Source organism: Shewanella seohaensis (genome assembly GCF_023283775.1).
GTDB lineage: Bacteria > Pseudomonadota > Gammaproteobacteria > Enterobacterales > Shewanellaceae > Shewanella > Shewanella seohaensis.
Window position 1 is genome coordinate 279,678 of sequence record NZ_JAKILE010000003.1, and the last position, 24,441, is coordinate 304,118.

Annotated in this window: 15 protein-coding genes and 1 pseudogene; 6 read left to right on the forward strand and 10 right to left on the reverse strand. The window is 49.2% G+C overall.

The genetic code is table 11. From position 1 onward, the window contains the following. Positions 1–82 precede the first annotated feature (82 nt). The 5 genes from priA to L2713_RS05065 all read left to right on the forward strand — a co-directional run bounded on the left by priA (position 83) and on the right by L2713_RS05065 (position 9,623). The gene (gene priA, locus L2713_RS05045; RefSeq protein ID WP_248967161.1) at positions 83–2,293 is read left to right on the forward strand and encodes a primosomal protein N'; all 2,211 of its coding nucleotides are present in this window, start codon (positions 83–85) and stop codon (positions 2,291–2,293) included. Between the two features lie 111 nt (positions 2,294–2,404). After that, on the forward strand, positions 2,405–4,150 hold the full coding sequence (gene argS, locus L2713_RS05050) for an arginine--tRNA ligase (RefSeq protein WP_011624227.1): 1,746 nt from the start codon (positions 2,405–2,407) through the stop codon (positions 4,148–4,150). A gap of 3 nt (positions 4,151–4,153) precedes the next feature. Then, the gene (locus L2713_RS05055) at positions 4,154–4,849 is read left to right on the forward strand and encodes an SPOR domain-containing protein (protein WP_109287496.1); all 696 of its coding nucleotides are present in this window, start codon (positions 4,154–4,156) and stop codon (positions 4,847–4,849) included. 430 nt (positions 4,850–5,279) lie between these two features. Beyond that, positions 5,280–7,556, forward strand: coding sequence for a heavy metal translocating P-type ATPase (locus L2713_RS05060; protein ID WP_248967162.1), 2,277 nt, complete (start codon positions 5,280–5,282; stop codon positions 7,554–7,556). Between the two features lie 474 nt (positions 7,557–8,030). Then, positions 8,031–9,623 carry an ABC-F family ATPase gene (locus tag L2713_RS05065; protein WP_248967163.1) on the forward strand — a complete coding sequence of 531 codons (1,593 nt, stop codon included), beginning with the start codon at positions 8,031–8,033 and terminating at the stop codon, positions 9,621–9,623. Positions 9,624–9,772: 149 nt separating this feature from the next. Here L2713_RS05065 and L2713_RS05070 read toward each other — a convergent pair whose 3' ends face one another. The 10 genes and pseudogenes from L2713_RS05070 to L2713_RS05115 form a co-directional block, all read right to left on the reverse strand. After that, on the reverse strand, positions 9,773–10,303 hold the full coding sequence (locus L2713_RS05070) for a lipocalin family protein (protein ID WP_248967164.1): 531 nt from the start codon (positions 10,301–10,303) through the stop codon (positions 9,773–9,775). A 68-nt stretch (positions 10,304–10,371) separates the two neighbouring features. Further along, a complete protein-coding gene (locus L2713_RS05075; RefSeq protein ID WP_248967165.1) occupies positions 10,372–11,268 on the reverse strand; it encodes a DMT family transporter in 897 nt (298 codons plus the stop codon). A 176-nt stretch (positions 11,269–11,444) separates the two neighbouring features. Then, positions 11,445–14,135 (reverse strand): FAD-binding oxidoreductase, encoded by a 2,691-nt coding sequence (locus L2713_RS05080; protein WP_248967166.1) that lies wholly within the window; start codon positions 14,133–14,135, stop codon positions 11,445–11,447. Between the two features lie 60 nt (positions 14,136–14,195). After that, a complete protein-coding gene (locus L2713_RS05085; RefSeq protein WP_248967167.1) occupies positions 14,196–15,215 on the reverse strand; it encodes a sensor domain-containing diguanylate cyclase in 1,020 nt (339 codons plus the stop codon). Between the two features lie 266 nt (positions 15,216–15,481). Further along, complete coding sequence (locus L2713_RS05090) at positions 15,482–16,531, reverse strand: transposase (protein WP_248967168.1); 1,050 nt, start codon at positions 16,529–16,531, stop codon at positions 15,482–15,484. 212 nt (positions 16,532–16,743) lie between these two features. Continuing rightward, positions 16,744–17,046 (reverse strand): annotated as a pseudogene (locus L2713_RS05095) (transposase); the annotation flags it as partial. 214 nt (positions 17,047–17,260) lie between these two features. Further along, positions 17,261–17,635 (reverse strand): DP-EP family protein, encoded by a 375-nt coding sequence (locus tag L2713_RS05100; protein ID WP_208659380.1) that lies wholly within the window; start codon positions 17,633–17,635, stop codon positions 17,261–17,263. 19 nt (positions 17,636–17,654) lie between these two features. Continuing rightward, positions 17,655–20,879: an nSTAND1 domain-containing NTPase gene (locus tag L2713_RS05105; protein ID WP_248967169.1), complete on the reverse strand. Its 3,225-nt coding sequence runs from the start codon at positions 20,877–20,879 to the stop codon at positions 17,655–17,657. Between the two features lie 395 nt (positions 20,880–21,274). Next, positions 21,275–22,603, reverse strand: a complete 1,329-nt coding sequence (locus tag L2713_RS05110; RefSeq protein ID WP_248967170.1) for a DUF4785 domain-containing protein — start codon at positions 22,601–22,603, stop codon at positions 21,275–21,277. A gap of 10 nt (positions 22,604–22,613) precedes the next feature. Next, positions 22,614–23,471, reverse strand: coding sequence for a lipase family protein (locus L2713_RS05115; protein ID WP_011623330.1), 858 nt, complete (start codon positions 23,469–23,471; stop codon positions 22,614–22,616). A 498-nt stretch (positions 23,472–23,969) separates the two neighbouring features. Between L2713_RS05115 and L2713_RS05120 the strand changes: the two genes are divergently transcribed. Further along, a complete protein-coding gene (locus tag L2713_RS05120) occupies positions 23,970–24,317 on the forward strand; it encodes a hypothetical protein (protein WP_011623329.1) in 348 nt (115 codons plus the stop codon). The last annotated feature ends 124 nt before the right edge of the window (positions 24,318–24,441 follow it).

The following is a 24,441-nucleotide window of genomic DNA, read 5'->3' on the forward strand; positions in this document are numbered from 1 at the left end:
TGGATAAACTGTCATTAGGACTAGCCCTCGCTAGCCGTGCTGAGTACACTAAACCTCATTTCCCTTAAGACTCGCCCTGCATATGTCACTGTTTGTTGAAGTTGCGTTACCTGTGCCTATGCGGCAAAACTTTACCTATCGAGTGGATACCGATGAACAAGGTAAGGAAAGCGCTCAGCAACCTCAGATTGGGATAAGAGTAAAAGTCCCCTTTGGGCGCCAGCAACTGATTGGCCTTGTTACCGCCATTACCGACAGCTGTGAACTGGCCCCCGCACAACTTAAATCTGTCATAGAGTTTATTGATGACGCGCCCTTATTGCCAGAATCGCTTTATAAATTAACCCTCTGGGCCGCAAGATATTACTTTTGCAGCCAAGGACAAATGCTGACACAGGCGCTCCCCGTGGCGCTGCGTAAGGGGCTCGATGCCGCGCCGCAAAAAATTCAGTACTGGCAAATCACAGAGCTGGGCAGCAATATTGCGCCTGAGACATTAAAACGCGCCCCGGCGCAAAAACGCTTACTCGAACGCTTACAGCAAACCAGCCTGACGCAGGAAGACGTCATCAGTTTAGAACTGAATAAAGCCGCGCTCAAAACCTTAGAGGATAAGGGCTGGATTGCCAGACACGAGAAACTCGCCGAGCTCAATCTCGATTGGCGCAGCCAACTGGAACTCGATGAAGCCCCCCATAGACTCAATAAGGAACAAGCAGTTGCCGTTACCCTGCTCACCCAACAGCAAGGATACCACTGCACTCTGCTCGAGGGCATTACCGGTTCGGGTAAAACCGAGGTCTATTTAGCTGTACTCGAACATATCCTTAAGCAAGGTAAGCAAGCGCTGATCCTCGTACCTGAGATTGGCCTGACACCGCAAACCATCAATCGTTTTAAGCGCCGCTTTAAAGTCAATGTGGCCGTGCTACATTCGGGACTGACCGACAACCAGCGCCTCGAAGCCTGGCGACAGGCTCGCTGCGGCCAAGCCGCCATCATCATTGGCACCCGCTCTGCCCTGTTTACGCCCATGGCTTTTCCCGGCGTAATCATCCTCGACGAAGAGCACGACAGCAGCTTTAAACAGCAGGAAGGCGTTGGCTATCACGCCCGCGACCTCGCCGTGATGCGCGGACATTTAGAATCGATCCCAGTGATTTTAGGTTCGGCGACGCCCTCGTTAGAAACCCTGCAGAATGCCCTCAGTGGTCGATATCATCATCTGCAACTCGGGGAACGAGCGGGTAATGCGAAAAAAGTGCGCCAAGGGATTATCGATATCAAAAACCTCCCCCTAAAAGCGGGGATGTCGGCGCCACTCATCAACGAAATCCGCAGCCATTTAGAGGCCGGGAATCAGGTATTACTGTTTTTGAACCGCCGCGGCTTTGCACCTGCACTGCTGTGCCACGAGTGCGGACACTTACACGAGTGTGACCGCTGCGATGCGTTTTTTACTGTGCATCAATCCCTTGGAGAAATCCGCTGCCACCACTGTGGCAACCAATATGCCATTCCAAGGCAGTGCCACAACTGCGGTAGCACCATGTTGATGGGCCAAGGTATCGGCACTGAGCAACTCGCCGAAGCGCTGCAACAGGAGTTCCCGAAATATCCAGTGGTGCGAATCGATCGCGATACCACCCGCCTTAAGGGGTCGCTCGAAAGCCACTTAAGCGCGATCCATAAGGGCGAATACAAGATCTTGGTCGGCACCCAAATGCTTGCCAAAGGGCACCACTTTCCTGATGTGACCCTAGTGGGATTACTGGATGTCGATGGCGCGCTCTTTAGCGCCGACTTTAGGGCGCCAGAGCGCTTCGGCCAGCTCTATACTCAGGTCGCTGGTCGTGCTGGCCGCGCCAACAAACCCGGCACTGTGTTGCTGCAAACTCACCAGAGCGATAACCCGATACTGAGGGATTTACTCCACCGGGGTTATGGCGAGTTTGCCCGCAGTCAATTAAAGGAGCGGCAAATGGCGCTGCTGCCTCCCGCTTGGCATATGGTGCTGGTGCGTGCAGAAGCCCACTCAGCCGTGGATGCCGATAACTTTCTTAATGCGTTTGCAGCACTGCTGCCCCAAGATAAAGAGTTTGAAATCATCGGCCCAATGCCTGCGCCACTCGACAGAAAAGCCGGCAAGTTTCGCCGTCAATTGATGTTTCAAGCCAAGCACAGACATAGATTACAGCAGGAATTTGAGCGTATTTATCCCCTTGTCGAACAGCTGCCAGAGGCCAAACGTTGTCGCTGGAGCCTAGATAGGGATCCGCAGGATCTGTTGTGATTCAATAATTTGATAAAAAATCATCGGGAAGATAGCAATTAGTCACCACAAACGGCTAAAATACGCGGTTATTCCCTGTATTCATTCTTAAAGTTAGTAGCTAATTAATCCATGAAATCACATATCCAATCATTACTTGAACAAACTATCGAATCCTTTAAACAACAAGGTATTTTGCCTGCGGATTTTGAGGCGCGAATTCAAGTAGATCGAACCAAGGATAAGAGCCATGGCGATCTGGCAACCAACTTAGCCATGATGCTAACCAAAGCGGCGGGTAAAAATCCCCGCGAATTGGCGCAGCTGATCATCGACAACTTACCCGCCTCAGCCTATGTGGCGAAAGTTGAAATCGCAGGCCCTGGTTTTATCAACTTCTTCATTGATGACAGCGCGTTAGCGAACCAATTACAGGCTGCAATTAGCGATGAGCATTTAGGGATTAAGCTACCAACGCCACAAACTATCGTCGTGGATTACTCTTCACCTAACCTCGCCAAAGAGATGCACGTCGGCCACCTGCGTTCGACCATCATTGGTGACAGCGTGGTGCGTACCCTCGAGTTTTTAGGCCATAAAGTGATCCGCCAAAACCACGTAGGCGACTGGGGCACCCAGTTTGGTATGCTGCTGGCTTACATGGAAGAATTGCGCGCACAAAATGGCGAACAAGCCCAATTAGAATTATCGGATCTCGAAACCTTCTACCGCGCCGCCAAACTGCGTTTTGACGAATCGGCAGAGTTCGCGACCCGTGCCCGTCAACTTGTAGTTGAACTGCAATCAGGTGACGAATACTGCAACAAACTATGGCGTGAATTTAACGACATTTCTTTAAGCCACTGCCACGAAGTGTACGAGCGTTTAGGGGTGAGCTTAACCCGCGCCGATGTGCACGGTGAAAGCGCCTATAACGCCGACTTAGAACAAGTAGTTAAAGATTTAGACGCCCAAGGTTTACTGACCCAAAGCAACGGCGCCAAAGTGGTCTTCCAAGAAGAATTCCGTAACAAAGAAGGCGAGGCGCTGCCTGTTATCATTCAAAAGGCCGATGGTGGTTACCTCTATGCCACCACCGACTTAGCCGCTATGCGTTACCGTTCAAGTGTGCTAAAAGCCGACCGCGTACTGTACTTTGTCGATTTGCGCCAAGCACTGCACTTCCAACAAGTGTTTAGCCTTGCCAAGCTGGCCAAATTTGTCCGTAACGATATGTCACTGGAGCACTTAGGCTTCGGCACAATGAATGGCGAAGATGGTCGTCCGTTCAAAACCCGTACCGGTGGCGTAGTGAAACTGGTTGATCTACTGGATGAAGCCAATACTCGCGCACTTGAGCTGGTTCGCAGCAAAAACCCAGATATGGATGAAGCGACCTTAGCTGAAATTGCCCGCGTTGTGGGGATCAGCGCTGTCAAATACGCCGATCTATCGAAAAACCGTACCAGCGATTACATCTTCAGCTTCGAGCAAATGCTGAGCTTTGAAGGCAATACTGCGCCTTACCTGCTATACGCTTACACCCGCGTTGCAGGTATCTTCAAACGTGCGACCGATATTGACTTAAGCCAAGCCAAGATCGTACTCGAACATGAAAAAGAGAAAGACTTAGGTAACAAACTGGCGCAGTTTGGTGAAATCCTCAGCCGCGTGATCGACAAGGGTCAACCACATGTACTTTGCGGTTACCTCTATGAATTAGCGGGTGCTTTCTCTAGCTTCTACGAGGCCTGCCCAGTGCTTGCCGCCGATAACGACGAGCAAAAGCATAGCCGTTTACTGCTGTCACAACTGACGGCCAACACACTGCAAAAAGGCCTAAATCTACTAGGTATCGAAACCCTAGAACGGATGTAAGCCATGAGCAATCGTGACTATGCCAACAGAAGACCGCAAGCGGGCGCGAAACAGCGCCCCATTCGCGCGACACGAGCGAGGCCTGCCGCTAAAAAAGCTGCGCCTCGCCGTAAGCTCCCGATCCCGTTGATCCTGTTCGCCTTTATTGCTGTCGGCAGTTTTGGCTATTTTCTGTTTAGCATTAAAGATACCGCCAAGCAGGAAACGCCTGTCGAGGTGAAAACCGAGAAACCGACTAAGGCAAAAGAACCAGCAACGATTCTCACGCCTAAGGTGAAAGAGGCCGAGCGCCAAGCCGTGGTCGTGACTGCGCCCGTGGAAGAAAAGCCCGTCGTTGAAGCGCCGAAGAAAGATCCAAACGCCTTGCCACCTAAGCCTAAGGAAGAATGGACCTATCTGGACGAGCTTGAGAATAAAAACGTCGAAGTGGATATTCCCGATGTCGTGGCGACGCGTACACCACAGCAATATCAATTGCAGTGCGCCTCATTCCGTCAGGAGTCTCAGGCGAACCAGATGAAGGCCGTGATTGCGTTCCAAGGGTTAGAAGCGCAGGTCAGGCAAATTGAGGGCACCTCAGGCACTTGGTACAAGGTTATCCTCGGCCCCTACGAACGTAGGCGCGATGCCGAGCGTAAACGCCACACCTTGCAAAATGCAGGGATCAATGGCTGCCAGCTGTTAGCCGTTCCAAAATAATCCTGCTTGCAAAATCAGTCTGGACATCGCGGCGCGTGACCCATCACGCGCCGCGATTTTTTTATCTTCTTGCCAGCTAACTCCTACTCCAACAACCCTGTTTTGCCCCGTTTCAAACATTGAGCTAATACCAATCGTATTAAATATCTGTTCATTCAGCGGGAGTTAAACGGGCTTTAGACAAGGCGAAGGCTTGAAGGCATAGTGGCGCTCTGTCGAAAGCCTTAAACGCAGTATAAAGCCCGTTTAACCCCGCCCTTCGGGAGCCTCACAGGCATCTCACTCCCGTGTTACATTGACTTAAAAGGGAATAACCATTTCTTCGTCAATGCGCCTTGGATTGAGATGCCTGTGAGGCTCTGAACTGATTAGATATTTAATGTGATTGGTATTAACCCTATAGCGGTTAAGTTCAAGTGAGGGATCTTCCATGTCGCAGATAAAACTCTATGTCGCCACCATGAATTGTGCTGGTTGTGTGGCCAAAATTGAAAAGGCCTTTGCGGCCGAGCCGAATGTGAGTGCCCGTATCAATCTCGCCGATAAGCAAGTGACTGTGGATGGCAAGATGAGCAGCGATGCGGCGCTGGCAGTGATGGATAAGGCGGGCTATCCCGCCCAGTTGATTGTGGACGCAAAGGCGGCCGCTGAGGAAAAGCGGGTCGAAGATGCGGCGGAGTATCGCCTGCGGATGCGTCAGGCCACCGCCGCGCTCGCTGTCGGTATCCCTATGATGTTATGGGGATTACTGGGCGGCGAAATGATGATTAATAGTCCTAGCATGCAGCTTGGCTGGGGCATTATGGGCGTAGTTACCCTAGCTCTTTTAGTCGGTACCGGGCGCCATTTCTATCAGGGAATGTGGCGTGCGCTTAAAGCCAAAACCACCAATATGGATACTTTAATCGTGTTAGGTACGAGTACGGCATGGCTCTATTCCATGCTGGTGGTGCTTATCCCGAGTGCGTTCCCAATGGACACTCGCCACGTGTACTTTGAGGCGAGTGTGATGATCTTAGGCTTGATTAACTTAGGTCACGCCCTCGAGCTGAAAGCTCGGGGCAAGACCAGCGAAGCGGTGCAGCGCCTACTCGGCCTGCAATCTTCTACCGCGATTCGTATTGGCGACAATGGCGATGAAGAGGTGGAAATCGATAAGCTTAAACTAGGGGATAAACTCAGACTTCGCCCGGGCGACAGGGTCGCACTCGATGGCGTGGTAGAATCCGGCCAGTCATTACTCGATGAGGCCATGCTGACGGGTGAACCTATCCCCGTGCCTAAGCATGTTGGCGATAATCTGAGTGCGGGGACAGTCAATGGTAACGGCAGTTTAGTCTATCGGGTAACCGCTGGGCAGCAGGATACGCGCCTTGCCAAAATCATCGCACTGGTGCAGGAGGCGCAAACCTCTAAGATGCCGATTGGTCGTCTGGCCGATAAAATTTCGGCGGTGTTTGTGCCAACGGTCGTGGTCATCGCCTTACTCGCGGCGGCGATTTGGTATTTTGTAGGGCCAGAACCCGCGCTCAGCCATGCGCTTGTGGTGCTCACTAGCGTGCTGATCATCGCCTGTCCCTGCGCTTTAGGGTTAGCCACACCTATGTCTATTATGGTGTCCGTTGGCCGCGCCGCTCAAATGGGCGTATTGGTTAAAAATGGTGAAGCACTGCAAAGCGCCAGCAAGGTCGATTGCGTGGTGCTGGATAAAACCGGCACAGTGACTCAGGGGAAACCCCAAGTGACTGATATCCATTGGATTGAAGGTAATGACCAAGCTCCTAATGACCAAGCACTCAGTGATGAAGACAAGCGCGCACTCCTTGGCGCTATCGCCAGTCTTGAGCAGCATTCGGAGCATCCGCTGGCCAGCGCAATTGTCAGCCATGTTAAGCAAGCCTCGATTCCATTGCCTGTGACCGAGATTTTTACCAATCATCAAGGTAAGGGCATCGAAGGGCGAGTCGATGGCGCCGACTTTTTAGTGGGCAATCAAGCCTTAATGGCGGCATTTGATGTGCAGTCAGAGAAGGGCGTGACAGGCAGCCACTCAGGCTTTGCGGTAGAAGCCGCCGCGCAATTTGCCAAACAGGGTAAGACGGCGATTTATGTCGCCAAGGCGGGCAAGTTAGTGGCCACTATCGCGATTGCCGATCCGATCAAGGCCGACGCCAAAGAAGCGATCAGCGCTATCCGCTCACAGGGGATTCGCGTGGTGCTGCTGACCGGAGATAATCCGCAAACGGCGCAGGCGGTAGCTGCTCAAGTGGGCATCGAAGAAGTGATTGCGGGCGTATTGCCCGAGCAAAAACAGCAGCATATTAAAGCCTTACAACAGCAAGGCCATGTGGTTGCCATGGTGGGGGACGGTATCAACGATGCCCCCGCCCTGATGAGCGCCGATGTGGGGATCGCCATGGGATCGGGCACTGAGGTGGCGATCGAAAGCGCGGATATGACTCTGCTGTCCCAGCAGCTGATAGTGATTGCTAACTTATTGGCACTTTCCCGCGCGACCATTCGCAATATTAAACAAAACCTGTTTGGGGCCTTTATCTACAACAGTTTAGGTATTCCAGTGGCGGCGGGTGTTCTTTATCCGCTCACGGGTATGCTGTTAAGCCCTGTGATTGCCGGGGCGGCGATGGCGCTGTCTTCCTTAACTGTGGTCACCAATGCGAACCGATTAAGACAGCAAAAGTTATAACGCTTGCGCTCGCATGAGTGATAACACTTTGCCTCGCAAATCAGCAGACGAGTGAGTAAGCACTCCCAATCCAGCCCGCATTTTGCGGGCTGTATTGTTTGAACATAAATCTACACTTCAGCCTACACACCTGTACAAACCTTACATTTCCCTCACATCTAAATAGCTAATCACTTTGCGAATTCATCCTGCTGTCATCCCATTCCATTAACTTGGATCATCCGGTAAAAATGTTGCTGAAATAAGTCGTTAGCTTAGGTTAATGCCAGCACTAAAATAAGCGTTATAGTCCGTTATTTTGCTTGACGATTCGCGGCTAAGTAGGCCTTTTTAGTTGATAATTTAGCCCAAACTGCTATAGTGCCACGTTTATTTTTACCCCCTCAGGTTAGACAGCTTGGCTTTCGCAAATAGGGTTATACTTAGTTGCCTTGCCAGACGTCCGGCCAACCTAACTCGATTTGGAAGTTCATTTTGATCACTACAGCGAATATCACCATGCAGTTTGGCTCTAAGCCACTGTTTGAAAACATCTCAGTTAAATTCGGCGGCGGTAACCGTTACGGTCTTATCGGTGCGAACGGCTGCGGTAAATCAACCTTCATGAAGATCCTTTGCGGTGATCTAGAGCCGAGCAGCGGTAACGTATCCTTAGACGTCAACGAGCGTCTGGGTAAGTTAAGCCAGAACCAATTCGGTTATGAGGAATTCACCCTCATCGATACAGTGATCATGGGCCACCGTGAACTGTGGAAGGTGAAGCAAGAGCGTGACCGTATTTATTCTCTGCCAGAAATGAGCGAAGAAGACGGCATTGCCGTGGCAAACCTTGAGATGGAATTTGCCGAAATGGACGGTTACACCGCCGAATCTCGCGCCGGTGAGCTGTTGCTCGGTGTCGGTATTGGTATCGAAAGCCATTTCGGTCTGATGTCTGAAATCGCGCCAGGTTTAAAACTGCGGGTGTTATTGGCGCAGGCGCTGTTCTCTGATCCAGACGTACTGCTGCTCGACGAACCCACCAACAACTTGGACATCGACACTATCCGCTGGTTACAGGACGTACTGAACCAACGCGACAGCACCATGATCATCATTTCGCACGACCGTTACTTCTTAAACTCTGTCTGTACCCATATGGCAGACTTAGACTACGGTGAACTGCGCGTTTACCCAGGTAACTACGACGAATATATGCAAGCAGCGACTCAGGCCCGTGAGCGTCTGCTGGCCGATAACGCCAAGAAGAAAGCGCAAATCTCTGAGCTGCAAACCTTCGTGGCGCGCTTCTCTGCCAACGCTTCTAAGGCAAAACAAGCGACTTCGCGCGCGCGTCAAATCGATAAGATCAAGCTGGATGAGGTTAAAGCCTCTAGCCGTGTTAACCCATTCATTCGTTTCGATCAGGAAAAGAAACTGTTCCGTAACGCATTAGTGGTTGAAAACTTAGCCAAAGGTTACGACACGCCGCTGTTTAAAGACTTAAACCTTATCGTCGAAGTGGGTGAGCGTATCGCCATCCTCGGTGAGAACGGTGTGGGTAAAACGACCTTGCTGCGTACCCTAATCCATGATATTCCTCAGGATGAAGGCGTTATCCAATGGTCTGAAAACAGCAATATCGGTTACTACGCGCAGGACCATGAGTCAGATTTCGAAAATGACATGACCCTCTTCGAGTGGATGAGCCAATGGCGTAAACCTGAAGACGACGACCAAGCGGTACGCGGTATTTTAGGCCGTATGCTGTTTAGCGCCGACGACATCAAAAAGTCAGTCAAAGTGCTGTCGGGTGGTGAAAAGGGTCGTATGTTATTTGGTAAGCTCATCATGCAAAAACCAAATATCCTGATGCTCGACGAACCAACCAACCACATGGATATGGAATCGATCGAATCATTAAACAACGCGCTGGAAAAATACGAAGGCACCTTGCTGTTTGTGAGTCACGACCGCGCATTCGTATCGTCACTGGCCAACCGTATCCTTGAAATCACTCCGAACGGCGTGAATGACTTCAAGGGCACCTACGATGAGTTTCTCGCGAGCAAGGGCATCGAAGGCTAATCACTGGCTTTAATGATTAACTCGCCTTAAGTATTCAGATTAAAACGCCGCTTATTAGCGGCGTTTTTGTTGCTGGCTTTTAGCTTGAGTATTGGCCCTGAGTATTAGCCTTGAGTATTGGCCTTGAGTGTTTACGCTTGGATGAGCAGTTATGGCTTAACTTCGGCTTTTTGCTCGACATAAATCAAGCTGTTGGTATCAAAGCCGCGGGCGCTCGCCATCTCGACAAATTGCTTCATCACCTCTGGGGATACGGTCGGGGTTCTTGCCAATAGCCATAAATAATCCGTATCAGGCCCAGAGATAAAGGCGTATTGGTAATCTTGCTGGTCGAGCCCAAAGACCACATACGAGCCATAAAATGGCCCGAAGAAGGAGACTTTTAAGTAGGCTTCGCCATCGCCGTTGACAAAATAGGCCTTACCCTCGGCTTCTTTCCATTGCTGGGTATCATTGGAATAACCCCGATTAATCACCTTCACCCCACCATCGGCTTTAAGGCTGTATTCGGCGGTGACTTGGGTTAATCCGCGCTCGAAGGAATGGTCGAGCCTCGCAATTTCATACCATTTACCTAAGTAACGCTCTAGCTGAAAATCCTTAACGGGTTCGACATTGCGTGGCATGCCCAAACAACCCGATAGCACTAATACACTAATAAGTAAGAGTAGTTTTTTCACTTAAGACTTCTGTTAAATCCGAGTGCCCATTATTAGCCATATGGTTAATTGTGCGTTTAACTGTACGCTTAAGTCGGGCAATTCTTCAAGGTTTTGCTGGCCGAGTGGCGCTGGCTTAAGTAGCCCTGTGCCATACCCGCCAACATAATCAGCGCCACCCCCAGCATTTGCTGCGTTGTGAGCGCCTCATCAAATAACCACCAAGCGAGTGCGACCACCACTACAGGTTCGACGTAGGAGAGGGTGCCATAGGTGACCGAAGGCAGCTGCGCGAGGGCTTTTACCGCAAATAGAATGGCTAAAAATCCCGGAAAGAAGCCAATCGCCAGCAGCCAAGCAAATTGATTCAGACTCGGCACTATGGGAGTGGTTAACACTAAGGGCAATAAGCAGAGGGCGCCGACACTGAGCTGGACTAAGGTGCTTTGATAGGGCGAAGCGGCACTCGGTTTACGGTTGATTAAGATAAAGCCGCAATAGGTCAACAATGCGAGCAAGGCATAAAAATATCCCATGATTTCATTGTCGTAGAGTGACTGACTCGAAGTCACAGGCAGCATCAGCATAAAGCCTAACAAGGCGAGCACCACACTGGCGATGCTGGATCGCTTAAGCCTCTCGTGAAACACAAAATGGGCAAAGAGTGACGCCAGCACAGGGGCGAGATAGATAATCATGATCACAGTTGCCATTTGGGTGTATTCAATGGCCTCGATATAAAAAGCCATAAATCCCGCCAACATAGCGCCATTTATCAAGGTGCGCTTGCTTGGTTTGTGGCGAATTTGCTGTCCCTTACCCGTTAACAGCATATAGGCCATTAAAAACAACGCGCCGAGTAGCAGGCGGTAAAAGGTAATATGTTCGGCGGGCAGGGCGGCAAAACGGGCGAATACGCCAATGGTGCCCATTAGGCTCGCGGCCAGCAGGGCAAGCACTATGGCCAGTGCGGGTGGCGGTGTCATGTATCACCTTTAATGCAAATAATTCAACGACGAAGGGAGCTGAGTTTGCCTTAAAAATGCCGCCTAGGCGAGTGCTATTGCGAACGCTGTGTTGGCGCGGTGTGATAAAGAAGCAGACCGCCCGACACAAGCCGAGATTGATGGGTTGACTGCGCTAGCAAGCCATCAATCCTCAGCTACACAATCGACTTACGCGAGCGAAAATGATTTAAGGGGTCTTGGCAATAACTGGCCTTAACCTGCTGCAACATTTGGTAATTTTGCCCAAAGTAGCGTGCGGTCGGGATGGTATTGTCCTTAAAGCTGATAAAGGCGCCAGCGCTATTGGCAATGCAGGCATCGCGGCAGGTGTCTATCCAGTCGAGCGCCTTATTCACTCGGGGATACACTGAGTTCACCTGCATTAAGGCTTGCTCTTGGAGTTCACTATTCCACCATGCTTGATACTGAATAATGTAGGCCTGCTCCTTGTAGGGGAAGGCGCTCTGGCTTTTTTGTACTTCACCAAGCGTGCGATAAAAATCACCGGCAATTGCGCTTAGGGTGACATAGGTAAACAAGCCTAATTGCCGATTGCCATCAATCAGTTGGGGTGAGGTGAGGCTGTCGATAAGCGCAATATGCCCCTGTTTTAGCCCCTGTGCATGGGCCAAGCGTGATGTCACCCTATGGGGCGCGGGTCTGAGTAGATCCTGTGAATGTTGGCGCTGATTTTTATAGAGTTGTATGTCCTTATCATTAAGCAGTTCAGCCAATCTATGGTTTAAGACGGGTTGTAAATCCTGAATCGCTTCGCGGTTCCAGCTCTCCATCAATTCGTCGCCATAGGATTGAGTTAAGCCGCCCATGGCCGCCATTTGCACCCGGTTAGGCTTTAAACCGACTTCACTAAACTGGGCCTTAATAAAGTGCGCAAGGCTTGCGGGATTGCCCTCCCAATAGCCGTACATGATGCAGTTATGTTTAGCCTCTTGGGGCGCCTGCACCACAGTGTTTAATGGTGGTTTTACCCCTTGCAACAGGGCGGGTTTGGCTTGAATTTTAAGGTTAGTCCCGAGCAAACAAGGCAGATTATCGGCCAGAATAATCTGCTCCCAACGCTCCAATAATCTTAAGGTCGGGGTGGTTTCGCGCAGCTGTTGGCTGTCCTTCTGATACGGGTTCCACTCCAGCTCAAATTTCAACAGGCTTGGGGGCAGGGCAAAGGTCTGCACAAAAAAACGGGTGACAATACCGTAGCTTAGGCCACCGCCGCCCTTGAGCGCCCAAAGGAGTTCGGGCTTATTGGCCGCCGAGACCACTTGGGTTTCACCTATGCCCAACACGATTTCCGCCTGCACTAAGCTTTCGCAGCACATGCCGTATTTGCGGCACCAAGGTCCCCAACCGCCGCCCATAATAAAGCCCGCCAAGGCATGGGAGGCGCTGGTGCTGTGGGGCAGCATTAAGCCCTTTTGCGCCAGATAACTGGTTAAGGCCTGCATGGTACAACCTGGCCCAATGGCGACAATGCCACTGATGGGGTCGAGCTCTATGCTGTTCATCGAGGATAAGTCGATCACTATGCTATTGGTTTCGCCACTTTCCCCTTCGTGATCATGGCCGCTAGAGCGCACGCTAATGGCGAGGTGATAATCGACCGCCGTCTTATAGACCAGTTTTACCTCTTGGCTGCTGCGGCATTTGATGATGGCAAGGGGCTTTTTTTGCAAGCGGCGATTAAACAGTTGGCAGGCTTTTTCGTAGGCCAACATCTGTTGTCCCGTGCTCACCCAAAAATCCTGCTCTGCATAATACTGGCCATCAGTAATGATATGGTCGCTGGCAATATGGCTGCGCACTTCGTTAATAAAGCGCATAAAATGCTTAGCTTGTCGGGTGACTATATTTTCACTGATGCGGATCTCGGCCGTTAATCGGCTCGAGGTCGACTGGCTGATAAAACAATCAAATTCCAGTTCATTGCTCAGTTGTAAATCAATGTGCGAGCGATGGGGCGTGAGGGATTTTAAAATATCGAAGCTCAGTTTGATATCGGCACTTTCTTTCGCCTGATAATTCGCCTTATAAATAAAATGTGGCCAATTATCACTGCTGGATTCAATCATATACGCGCAGCGTTCATGGGCGGGAATAATACTGGGTAGCTGCTTGTTAAAGTGGTTGCTGTTTAAATTCTGCTTATTAAAACTATATTCGGTTTCATTAAAAATAATGAGCATGACTTCCTGTCTTGCCAATTGGGTTGGCATTAATTGGAGTTCATGCTTTGCATGTTTTTTAGGATAAATATATAAATTACTGTCAATCAGCGCCGCTTGTTGGTGTGGATGTAAATAACAATCTAAAATTTCGGCTTCGGTTAAACAGGTTTCAATCAAATTAATATTAACTATCTCACCATCAAAATCCGTAGTGGTTTGCGTGGCAAATTTTAATTTAGCCTCATCCGTTAAGGGGATTGAATGCTGCTGTAAATGGATTTCATCACCGTCGATAAAACAGCTTAATTCATGGTATTGGTAGGTAATGGATAATAAATGCCAATAACCATCATTTAAGCCGCCTAAGGTGGATATAGTGTCAATCTGTAATAACTGGCTATTAACTCGAATCTCAATATGGCCAAGTGGCGTAACTTGTACGATAAAGCTGGGATAATTGGCTTGGTCGCAATACTGAAATACAGTCCCGCCCTGCAGGGTTTTCACCCACGCCTGAAAAGTAAATACATCGAGTGTGTGACTGAGGGGCAATGGCGTTAAGGAAAGTGAATTCATCGAGGCGGTTGTCTCTTGGCTCTGTGCTTGAGCCACAGTGTTGATTAACGTATCCGAAGCGCTATGGGGTGTTTTCGGCGTTTTCATCGGCAACATCCTTGTTTAATTTCATTCCCTGACAATTGCTTAAGCTGCAATCGTGGCGACCTACAGTGAGGCGTTTATCCGGTCACGACCATCGGCCTTGGCGCGGTAAAGCGCGGTATCGGCGGCGCACACCATGGCGAGTGAGGTACGGAACTGGCCATTGACTTCACTGGCAATCCCTTGGCTGGCGCTTACCGAGACATAATCCCTGAGTCCTTGGTCAGTAAAACGAATATTATTAATCCCTTGCTGAATTTTTTGCGCTATGGTCAGCGCCATTTTGGCATTGTGATTAGGCAGGATCAGCGCAAACTCTTCGCCGCCGTAACGGGCCGCAAGGCCGATGTCGATAGGCACAATAGTGGCGATCACTTTGGCAATTTTTCTAAGGCATTCATCACCTTGGATATGACCGAACTGATCATTAAACACCTTAAAATAATCCACATCGATAATGACTACGCTGATAGGGCGTAGTTTGGCGGTGCATTCTTCCCAGTGTTGTTGCAGCATTTCATCAAAATAGCGACGGTTCGCCAGTTGGGTGAGGGAGTCGGTGGCAGCCAACTTACGCAGCTTTTGGTTTTCCGCCTTATGCTGAGTTAAATCGTGCATTACCATCACAAACACAGGTTCATGGCTGGGAATATAAGAGATAGACAACTCCACATCTTTGGCCTTGCCAGAGGCGCAGATCAGCGTAGTTTCCTGCGCTGGGTGCTGCACGGGGTGACCGCAGTTGGTGCCTAATTGCACATCGTGACTCAGAAGATTGTCATAGCGCGCTTGATGATGTTCGGTCAAAAAATTGCGCCAGTCTTGGCCCTTTAAAGTCGCCTGCGGGCAATCGAGCAGCTCGGCACTGCGTTGATTGCACGAACGGATAAAGCCATTGGCATTCACTAAGAGCACGGCTTCGGTTAAATGTTGAATAAAGAGCTCAATGGTCTCGAGGGACGAATGCTCGAAAAAGTTCAGCGGTAACTCGGCACTCTTTGCAGGTTGAGTTGCGGGCAATACAGCATCATCGACAATTGATAAGGCTGGTTGTTGGCGAGCCAGTTTCGGTGAGTTTGTCATTGTTATCTTTCTCCGTGAACTTTAATCATCTGCGCTAGGCGCTTTTCTGAGGATGACTTTATTCTGGCGGAAGAAAAGATACCTTCTGCTTACCTTCTGGTTTAATTGATTGATTTTAAATGTTTTAAGTTTTACCTTCTGAGTCGTTTTGTCTGCGATTAGGAGCGTGGTTAGCTTGGGGCTTGCTTACATCTCGCAAAATTTGGGCTAAATAGCCCCTAATCTGAAGCCTCAAGATTGAGTCGAATACTTGTTATTGGGTCAATTTAATGCAATGTAAGTCCATTAGTTTGCTCGGGATGTAGTGCTTGGCTATGGGATTTTCCTCGACACCATTTGCCACCTTGCTTGTGTTTAAATGCACACATTGCATCCCATCGACCGCTTATGCCACTGTACTGTCGGCGAAACTCCTTGGCTGAAAGTAACCAGGCATCGGATGCTATGCCTAATTCATTAAGTAACTTAGGTCGCTGATTATCAATAAAGCCCTTTTTATCATGGCGGATAGCGCGGCCGGTCCAATCGATAAGGTCAAGATAATCGGCAAAATGAAAGGGGATGCCCGTTTGCTGATGGAGATGCGTTGCACCATCAAATTTTACGAGGGGTTTATGTGGTAATGGCTGAGTGTTATCTACAGGGGGTTGGGTTGACAGTGGTGTGACGCTGTTAGATGAAAGTGCATTCAGACGTTCTTGAATCGATGTAAAATCAGAGGATTGCAAAGAATCGGCAATGCCAGCTCGAATAGGATTTAAATCCACATACATCATGCAGGCTAGTAAGGCTTGTTCATCTAGCAAAGCTTGGGATTTAAAACGACCTTCCCAGAAGGCGCCTTTGCACTCATCTTCTCGATTGGCTTTACGGGCAATCTCTTCATTTAAGCAACGCATAAACCAAGATATGCTGGATAAGCGCTCATGCCATTCGACAATTAAGGCATCGAGTAACATGCGTTCTCCGTCGATTAATGCATCACCATTCATATACTTAGTGGCAATGGCATGGCCTTTAGTGATTTGGCACCAGCGACTGATAATATCTTTTTGCGTTAACGATTTAGCCTTCTCGACGTCAATTTTAAGCACTAAATGATAGTGATTGCTCATCACCGCATAAGCGCAAATATCAATACAAAATATTGCAGACAAGGCTTTGATTTTATCGACAATCCAGCTACGTCGATGCTCATAACTGCGCCCTGTGAGTTTATCTTCACCACACAAAAAAGCCCTTCTGACACAGCGATTAATCACATGATAGAAGGGGGTTGTATTGGCATCGATAAGCATTCTTCTGGCCGAGGTCATGACTCGCTCCAAACAGACAAGGTGAAGATAATCTAAAGACTAGTAGAAGAGGGGACAAAGCACAAAAGACATGGCTGTCCCTACTTATTATCCCTCGACACCATTTGCCACCTTGCTTGTGTTTAAATGCAATGACTCGCTCCAAACAGACAAGGTGAAGATAATCTAAAGACGAGTAGAAGAGGGGACAAAGCACAAAAGACATGGCTGTCCCCACTTGGTTTTTGGCACCAGCGACTGATAATATCTTTTTGCGTTAACGATTTAGCCTTCTCGACGTCAATTTTAAGCACTAAATGATAGTGATTGCTCATCACCGCATAAGCGCAAATATCAATACAAAATATCGCAGATAAAGCTTTGATTTTACCGACAATCCAGCCACGTCGATGCTCATAACTGCGCCCTGAGAGTTTATCTTCACCACACAAAAAAGCCCTTCTGACACAGCGATTAATCACATGATAGAAGGGGGTTGTATTGGCATCGATAAGCATTCTTCTGGCCGAGGTCATGACTCGCTCCAAACAGACAAGGTGAAGATAATCTAAAGACTAGTAGAAGAGGGGACAAAGCACAAAAAGACATGGCTGTCCCCACTTATGAGCATTCTTCTTGCCGAGGTCATGACTCGCTCCAAACAGACAAGGTGAAGATAATCTAAAGACGAGTAGAAGAGGGGACAAAGCACAAAAGACATGGCTGTCCCTACTTATTCTGTAATAAAAATTAATTTGGTTTGTTAATGATTTGTGGGTCCGGACTTAATACCAATAGAGTATTGGTGGTATTGCTTAATACAAATTGGAACTTTGTAGTACCAGGCGTTCTGTCGAGGTCGACAAGTTGTACTAACATACCATCGCTGCTGATGGTGACCGCATCGACAACTTCATCGAATGGGGTCACAAAACCCACACCGACAAATTTTAGCCCTTTACCGGTTTGGTCATTCAGCAAATAGGTTACAGTGCTAGCTTGAGTGATGGTGACATCACCTGCGCATTGCTCGCCGCTGGCATCAGTATAGATAAATACTGGTTCACCATTTTCTAAGGTAACATTGACTTTAACAAATTGAGCTGCACCTTGTGGTGTTATCATTTTGACTTTCCTCTTTGAATTACAGTTGTTTAATTGGGGTGTTTTTAATATCTAATTTTTCTAAACAGCGTTCCGAATCTAAATAAGGGGTTACTATTTGAGGGTTTTGGTCTTTTTCTATTAAAGGTTTTAATAATTCTATTGTTTGGTTACATAACTTAAAAGCAGTATTTTTATTTCCGTTTTCCAAGTATCTTATTGCAAGATTTACGTTTGTTTTTGCAACTCCAATGAGATAATCCTTGTCGTCAGGAAAGTTGTTGGCTAATTTTTTAAATATGACATTAGACTCTGTTAGCTCGTTATAACCGTTATTAACATTGCTGTTTTTTTCTTTGATTGCAATAGCTAATAAAACATTGGCTCGTAAATGCTCTCTTTTTACTTCGCTGATTGATACTAAGTCCGTATCAAGTGTATCTAAAAGAGATTTAGAGGTTTCGTTAACTCTAGAGTCATTAACTAAAATGTTCAAAAGAAATATTTTTGTGCGAATATGAAATAAATCTCTTTTCCATACTTCATTCCCTGAATCCATGGCTAATGATTTTTCAATAATTTCTTTTGCTAGTAATAGTTTATCGAGGCCAGATGTAAACTCTCCCTTATATTCAAGTAACTCTGCTAATCTGCCTAGAGTACTGGCTAATCTATCTCTCATATAGGCATCATTTTGATTTAGAGAGTTGAGTAATTGATTTTGAGTTGCTTCTTGGAGTTTGATAGCAGTATCGAGATCGCCAAGGGAGGTTAATGCACTTGCTAACCAAGAACGTGTATCGGCTACATCGGCAATTAGTTGGCTATCTTCGGGGGCTTTGGCCAGTGCCAATAGCTTTAATCGTAACGACTCCTCAAAATCTTGCTGTGCTTTAGCAAACTCCTGTTGTTTCATCGAAACAGAACCCAAGGTGTTATGGGCATAGGATAGCTCCATCAGCGCATCTTTATCCTCTGGCGCTAGGGCATACATGGTTTGGCTATAGGCTAAGTACTGCTCGAAGAAGGGGCGCGATGCGGCCCAATCACTCACATCATATTTAAGCTGGCCCAACCAAAAGGCATTGGCGCCCAAGGTTTTTAGCAGGGCTAAGTTGTCTGGCTGCAATTCGAGCAGCGGCAGCATTTTTTCCTGCGCGGCGAGCAGGGCGCTGCGGGCTTCATCGATTTTATTGCGTGAATAGGCGACTTCACCCATGGCCTCTAGGGTTTGGCCGTGTTGGAAGCGGGCGTCGAAGCTTAAGTACTTCTCATCGTCTTGGCTGGAGAAATCCGTGAAATATTCCAGTGCTTTATTGCTGATCCCATCGAGTAAGTCCATCCGGCCGATGCCGCGCATCTTATCGGCGAAGTCACCCACCATAAACCCGAGCAGATCTTCGGCGGCGAGGCGTTTTTGCTGGGCCAGCTTCTCGGCTTCGATACTGCGAGCACTCATAATGACCGAGGTTAAGGTGAGTACGCACAGCAGGGCGACTGTGATGCGCCTCGTCCAGCGCAGCATAGTGGCGCGTTTACTGGAGGCGGCAATAAAGTCGGTTTCTCGCTCGTCTAAGTCAAACAAGGGGTTTTGCCTAAGGCTTTGGGCTTCTTTTAAGGGTTTCCCCTCGGCCAGCAAATAGGCGCTGTGTTTAGCCTCGCTGAGCCAGCGCTGGGATAAATGCTGTAGTCGGCTCTTAATGCTAAGGCTGTCGTTATGTTCGCTGATCCACGCCGTCGCCCTTGGCCAGCGGCGCAGCAGAGCTTCGTGGGCGATGCTAAAACAGGGTTCACCATTTTGCAGATGGGACACAAATAAGCGGCTATCGACCATGGCTTGCACTAGGGCGGTTTCGGCCGCGCTTTGCAATTGCGACCAGCGGGCGGTGCGGCTGGTGATGGATTTTTCATCCTCTCGCAGGGTGACTAACAGGGACAAAATCCGCGGCAGACTGGCTTTTTCGGCCTCGGTTAAATGGGAGATGGCCTGCTCGGCATTTTTACCGATAGCGCCTTCGATACCGCCCAAGGTGCGATACACAGAAACCAATAGTTTGTCATCGTCGCTGCGTTGTAAGTACAGCGCCTGCAAGGTGTATTGCAGCATAGGCAGCGCATCTGGGTTGCTGGCGGCATCGCTACAGAGCATTTCATCGAGCGGCATGGCGGTGTCGCTATCGATTTCCCAAGTTAAATTGGCGGCAACGGCTGGCAGACGGATCATCTGCAACAGTTCGGTGCGAGTGGGAGGCGCTAAGTCGAAATGGGCGCCACGCGCTTTGCCTGCCATCAGGCTGGGGTAATTGACCAGCAACGGATAAAAGTCGTTGCGACAGGCACTTAAAATCAACACCGCATGGGAAGTGGCAAGGCGCTCTAACAGCTCGATAAAGGTGCTGCGCTCGGCGTCGCTAAACAGCGGCGATGATAATAAGACCTCTAATCTGTCGATAAATAAGGCAAAGCGTGGCGTAGCATAGGTCTGATTTTTAAGACTTTGTTTGCATATATCGACAATGCTCTGTGGATCTTGCTCAAGCTTGGCGGCAAGTGTATCGGCGCTCATTCCCTCAAAGACTGGGGTGTCGTTTAGCTCCCAGTCGAGCATGGCGCTAGCCAAATCGGTGAGCAGTTGTCCCTTGCTGACATCGGCAAAATCGAGGCTGCTATAGGCCACAACGCCGACGCCATTAAAGCCATTGGCGGCCATGAGGTTAGGCAATACACCAGCATTAATTAAGGAGGATTTACCGCTACCACTGGGGCCTAAAATTAAGCAGAAGGCGCGGCCAAACTGGATTTGTTGGCTAATGCGATTCAGCAGCGTGCTAATTTGTTCGCTGCGGCCGAAGAACACGTCGGCATAGTTGGCGCTGTAAGCTTGCAGGCCCGGAAACGGTGAGCCACCTTGCCAGGTCTGTGGCGTGGCGCTGGCCTCGTGGCCGACGGGAAAACGCACCTCGGCTAAGGTGCGATAACCGCGTTTGCGGATGGTCTCAATGTAACGGGATTCGGTGGCGCTATCGCCTAAGGCGCGACGTAACTGGTTGATAATTTTGTGCAGTGGATTATCACCTGTGTCGACCCCCGGCCAGCAATGGCTGACAATCTCGTCGCTGCTGACCACTTCACCGGCGTTTTGGCAGAGAAATAACAACACATCCATCGCCTTAGGCTCAAGCTGTTTAACTTGCTTACCCAGAAGCAGGCTGTTGGCGCTGGGATTAACTTGCCATTCACCCAAAAAAAATGTGCTGTCACTCATAGGATTTCCATTGCTTGAGCATCGACTCAGGCGGGAAATAGGGAGCCGCGAGTCGCTGTTATTTTTATTGTTAGCGCGTTTTGTACATTGAGTGTCATCATTTCGCATGACGTCAAAACATTGACATTATGCCTAGACCCTTTGTTATTTAAAAGGAATAACCCTAGGTAATCAATGTAAATTTTATATCGTCATTGTGACGATATTGCGTGGTTTAGCGCTCTGTTTATCACAGGGTTGCGGGTTTTGGCTATCACTCGGCAATCTTTGTTATTAAGTTGAGGCAGCTTGCGCAGAGGCTGGTTCGCGACAGTGCTCAAAAAAAAAGAGTGCCCAAGGTGGGCACTCAAAGCGGTTGCGAAGGGAGAAATGGATGGGGATTAGGTTCAATTGAGTTAGCGAGTAAGCACCAGTGCATTGGCCTGAAAACTTAACCGCGCCATTTGCCCTTGGTCTTGCAGCTCTAGCTCGTTGAGTTCGAAGGGCGGTTGCAGGCCCGATGCTTGGATGAGCGTTGGGTCAAACATCAGCTTGAGTTTGGGGGATTCGGGCGTTAACCAGTTGGCTGCTTGGGTGCGCATGATCGCCACTTTTTGACCCTCGGCATTGGTGCCCGTTAGCACGCCACTCAAACCAAAGCGTCCCGCTTCGGCGATATCTAGCTCAAAGTTGACTTGATTCGGTACGCCTTTATCCCAAACGGTTAGCACTTCGGGTTTGATGCTGGCCGAGTTCACATAGGACTTAAACGCGGTTTTCACCGTGCGTTGTACTGGGCGGCCATCGATCTGAGTCTGGACTGTGACTTCGATTTCACTCAGCCCCGCATTACTGCTGGCAAGGGGTAAGTCTGCGGGCACTAAAGCCTGCCATTCATCCCCCTGTTTCACCATGGTCAGCGCTTGCTCTGTGCCATCGGCTTGCTTGAGTTTGGCCTGAGGCGCAAATTGATTATCGCTATGACTTAAGGCGAGTTTTACCCCAACCGTTTGGGCATCGGCCGCAATCGCGCTCGGCGTCTTGATGCTCAGTTGATAGGGCGAGCCTTTTTCCTTCACGTTGACCAGATAGTTGGCCTTAGCGACTAAGGGCTGGCTGACTTGTAGGCGATATTCTCCGGCCGTGGCCTTTTCAGACATTTGCAGGGCACTGGAGTCATCGGCTAAGCCTGCGCTGGCTAAGGCGTCGGCGCTCACCAGCGATTTAACCAAGGATTCCGTTGCTTGTGGGCTGGCGTTTTTCCCCTGCGGTGTTTGGCCTATCCGATGAATTTGCACCCGCTCGGGGGCAACGGCATCGGCATGCATTAAGGCGCCTGTGCTGACATCGCCGCGGGGCGCAATCCGCACTAAGCTGCCTGCTTGGCTTAAGTTGAGTTGCACACCAGCATTTAGCTCGGCGCCGGTGACATTGAGCCAATACTCATCACTCTGGTTTGCCTGCTCAAGCACGGGCTGACTGGCTTGGTATTCGCCATAGAGCGGAGTGATAAAGCTGACGTAATCGGTACTGGTATTAATCGGCGCTAGGGTTGGCGAGGCGATATTGGTATCGACAAGATCGCTCTGCGTCGGCGCGGCTAAGGTTAAGCCCTTGGCATACATTGGGCTGGCTTCTTTTTGTGGCTCTGGCGCGGGCGCCTCATCCTGACAGGCACCGAGCAGGCCACCTAAGATAACGAGGCTGACCATTTTGCTTAAGGTGCGGAGTGTAAAAGGTTGCATGTTAGGCTCCTTAAATATGGTTGCGGATCAGCGTGTCTAAGTTAAAGCAGGCACGGCGACTCTGCTGATGGCTTAACGGTTCTTGGCCTCGGGTCTTTTGTTTATCGGTAAACCAGACTGTGCCTGCGGCTTTTTGCGAGCTGCAATTTAAGAAGCCGTCGGAGCAGCTATCGAGCCAGTTTTGGGTGGTTTCGAGGGCGACTTGATATTGATAGCCAGCGCAGTAGCTGTCGCTGTCCCAAATGGCGGAATCCACATCCGAACCGACAACCACCTCGAAGGGTTTACCTAAACTTGGGCGACCCGAGGTGCCATAGAGCCAAGTGTTGTTGTAGTTTGCCATCCAGCCGACTTGCTGCTGTTTGACCGCATTGCTGCCATAACCTAAGAGCCAACCTAGGCTGGTTTCGAACACATTGCCTTGATTGACCGCATCGGCCAGCGGCGTGCCGCCACTCGAGGGGGCGAGGGCGATGACTCTGGAGGTGGCTTTGATCACCGCAGGATAACGGCTGTCCCAAGTGGGGTTGGATAAAATCCAGCGCACCACATTGCCGCCATTGGAGTGGGTGAGCAGGATTAAATCATCAATATTCTTGGCTTGAATAAAGCTATTGAGCTGAGTGGCAAGACAGCCTGCAGCCGTTTCTTCCCACATATATTGGTCGAAGTCACAGTTGATGACAGTGTAATTATTGGGAACGGGGATCCCTTGGCGCACCGAGTTAACAAACTCCGATGTCCAATAGTCGGCTAACGCATTGGTTTGGTGCCCCGTTCCGTGGACAAAGGCGATACCCGTTGCAGCAAATACCGCGGGGCTGACAGCTAACAGACCCAAGAGCATTAAGGTGTTTTTTATCTTCATGGGTGTTTCTCATCTCTTAGTGATTGAGCACGGCCTTGCAGTCCATTGCTAACGGCCATTGAGTGTCGGGTGAATGGCGTTAAGTCGCAGCGTTCGGCATGGCAAGCGTTTGTCAGGTTTAATCAATACGGCGAAACCTTGGGAATGGAAGCCTAAAACACATCATTACTAGGCTTTAGCATCGAGGGTTAAACTGGCCCGACGTCCACTCTGGGTTATTAACCTAGTCGCAACATTTTCTGCTGGCAAGCAAAAATTCACCATACAATTTAATGACATAGCGACAATCTTTTGACTGTGTTTTAATAGGGTGGATGGACACGCTAATTACTTGATCAGTAAACGCTAATAAAACGCATAGCGTATTAAGCTGTTTAAATTTGCCTAAAGCTGTGGGAAATTATTTTTATTAACACTGATAGGCTAATCAGTTTATTGTTCTGTATATCAAGATGTTTACACTTTCAGGAGGCACTTTTGGCTATTACACAACAGGAAATGAGCCGCTGTTTAACCGAGTTGAATTGTCGCAGCAATTTTTCGGTGAAGAGCATTACCGAATACATGTTGCCGGAAACCAAGGAAGCATTTTATCTGCATATGGAGGGCAAAACCGCGCAGCTGATTATTCGCCCAGCCTTTGAGGTGTTTTCAAGCGAGTTAGCCACCTTAGCGGGCGTACATGCCAAGTATGACTATTACCACAATGCGGAAATGACGCGTTTTCCCAAGCGGTTACATAAGAGCCTTAACGAAACCCACTACGGATTGGCGTTTAGTTTCGATACCCTTGAAGCTGTGCAGCAATTTATCGCACGTTTAAGTGCCATCGTTAAAGGGGCGTAAGCTGTACAGCCTTGAGCCTTAAGCTCAACTCCTGCGTTTGAGCCGTTCAGTGAGAGGTAAAAGTGGCTTAAGCGGCTGAAAGCTCTACCTTAAGCCTTTTAGGTTAAATTCCTCAATTTGAATC

What these genes read in the sequence shown, in the direction of transcription:
- priA (WP_248967161.1), top strand. Translation starts at nt 83, where the DNA reads ATGTCACTGTTTGTTGAAGTTGCGTTACCTGTGCCTATGCGGCAAAAC.
- argS (WP_011624227.1), top strand. Translation starts at nt 2,405, where the DNA reads ATGAAATCACATATCCAATCATTACTTGAACAAACTATCGAATCCTTT.
- L2713_RS05055 (WP_109287496.1), top strand. Translation starts at nt 4,154, where the DNA reads ATGAGCAATCGTGACTATGCCAACAGAAGACCGCAAGCGGGCGCGAAA.
- L2713_RS05060 (WP_248967162.1), top strand. Translation starts at nt 5,280, where the DNA reads ATGTCGCAGATAAAACTCTATGTCGCCACCATGAATTGTGCTGGTTGT.
- L2713_RS05075 (WP_248967165.1), bottom strand. Translation starts at nt 11,268, where the DNA reads ATGACACCGCCACCCGCACTGGCCATAGTGCTTGCCCTGCTGGCCGCG.
- L2713_RS05080 (WP_248967166.1), bottom strand. Translation starts at nt 14,135, where the DNA reads ATGAAAACGCCGAAAACACCCCATAGCGCTTCGGATACGTTAATCAAC.
- L2713_RS05085 (WP_248967167.1), bottom strand. Translation starts at nt 15,215, where the DNA reads ATGACAAACTCACCGAAACTGGCTCGCCAACAACCAGCCTTATCAATT.
- L2713_RS05090 (WP_248967168.1), bottom strand. Translation starts at nt 16,531, where the DNA reads ATGACCTCGGCCAGAAGAATGCTTATCGATGCCAATACAACCCCCTTC.
- L2713_RS05100 (WP_208659380.1), bottom strand. Translation starts at nt 17,635, where the DNA reads ATGATAACACCACAAGGTGCAGCTCAATTTGTTAAAGTCAATGTTACC.
- L2713_RS05105 (WP_248967169.1), bottom strand. Translation starts at nt 20,879, where the DNA reads ATGAGTGACAGCACATTTTTTTTGGGTGAATGGCAAGTTAATCCCAGC.
- L2713_RS05110 (WP_248967170.1), bottom strand. Translation starts at nt 22,603, where the DNA reads ATGCAACCTTTTACACTCCGCACCTTAAGCAAAATGGTCAGCCTCGTT.
- L2713_RS05115 (WP_011623330.1), bottom strand. Translation starts at nt 23,471, where the DNA reads ATGAAGATAAAAAACACCTTAATGCTCTTGGGTCTGTTAGCTGTCAGC.
- L2713_RS05120 (WP_011623329.1), top strand. Translation starts at nt 23,970, where the DNA reads ATGAGCCGCTGTTTAACCGAGTTGAATTGTCGCAGCAATTTTTCGGTG.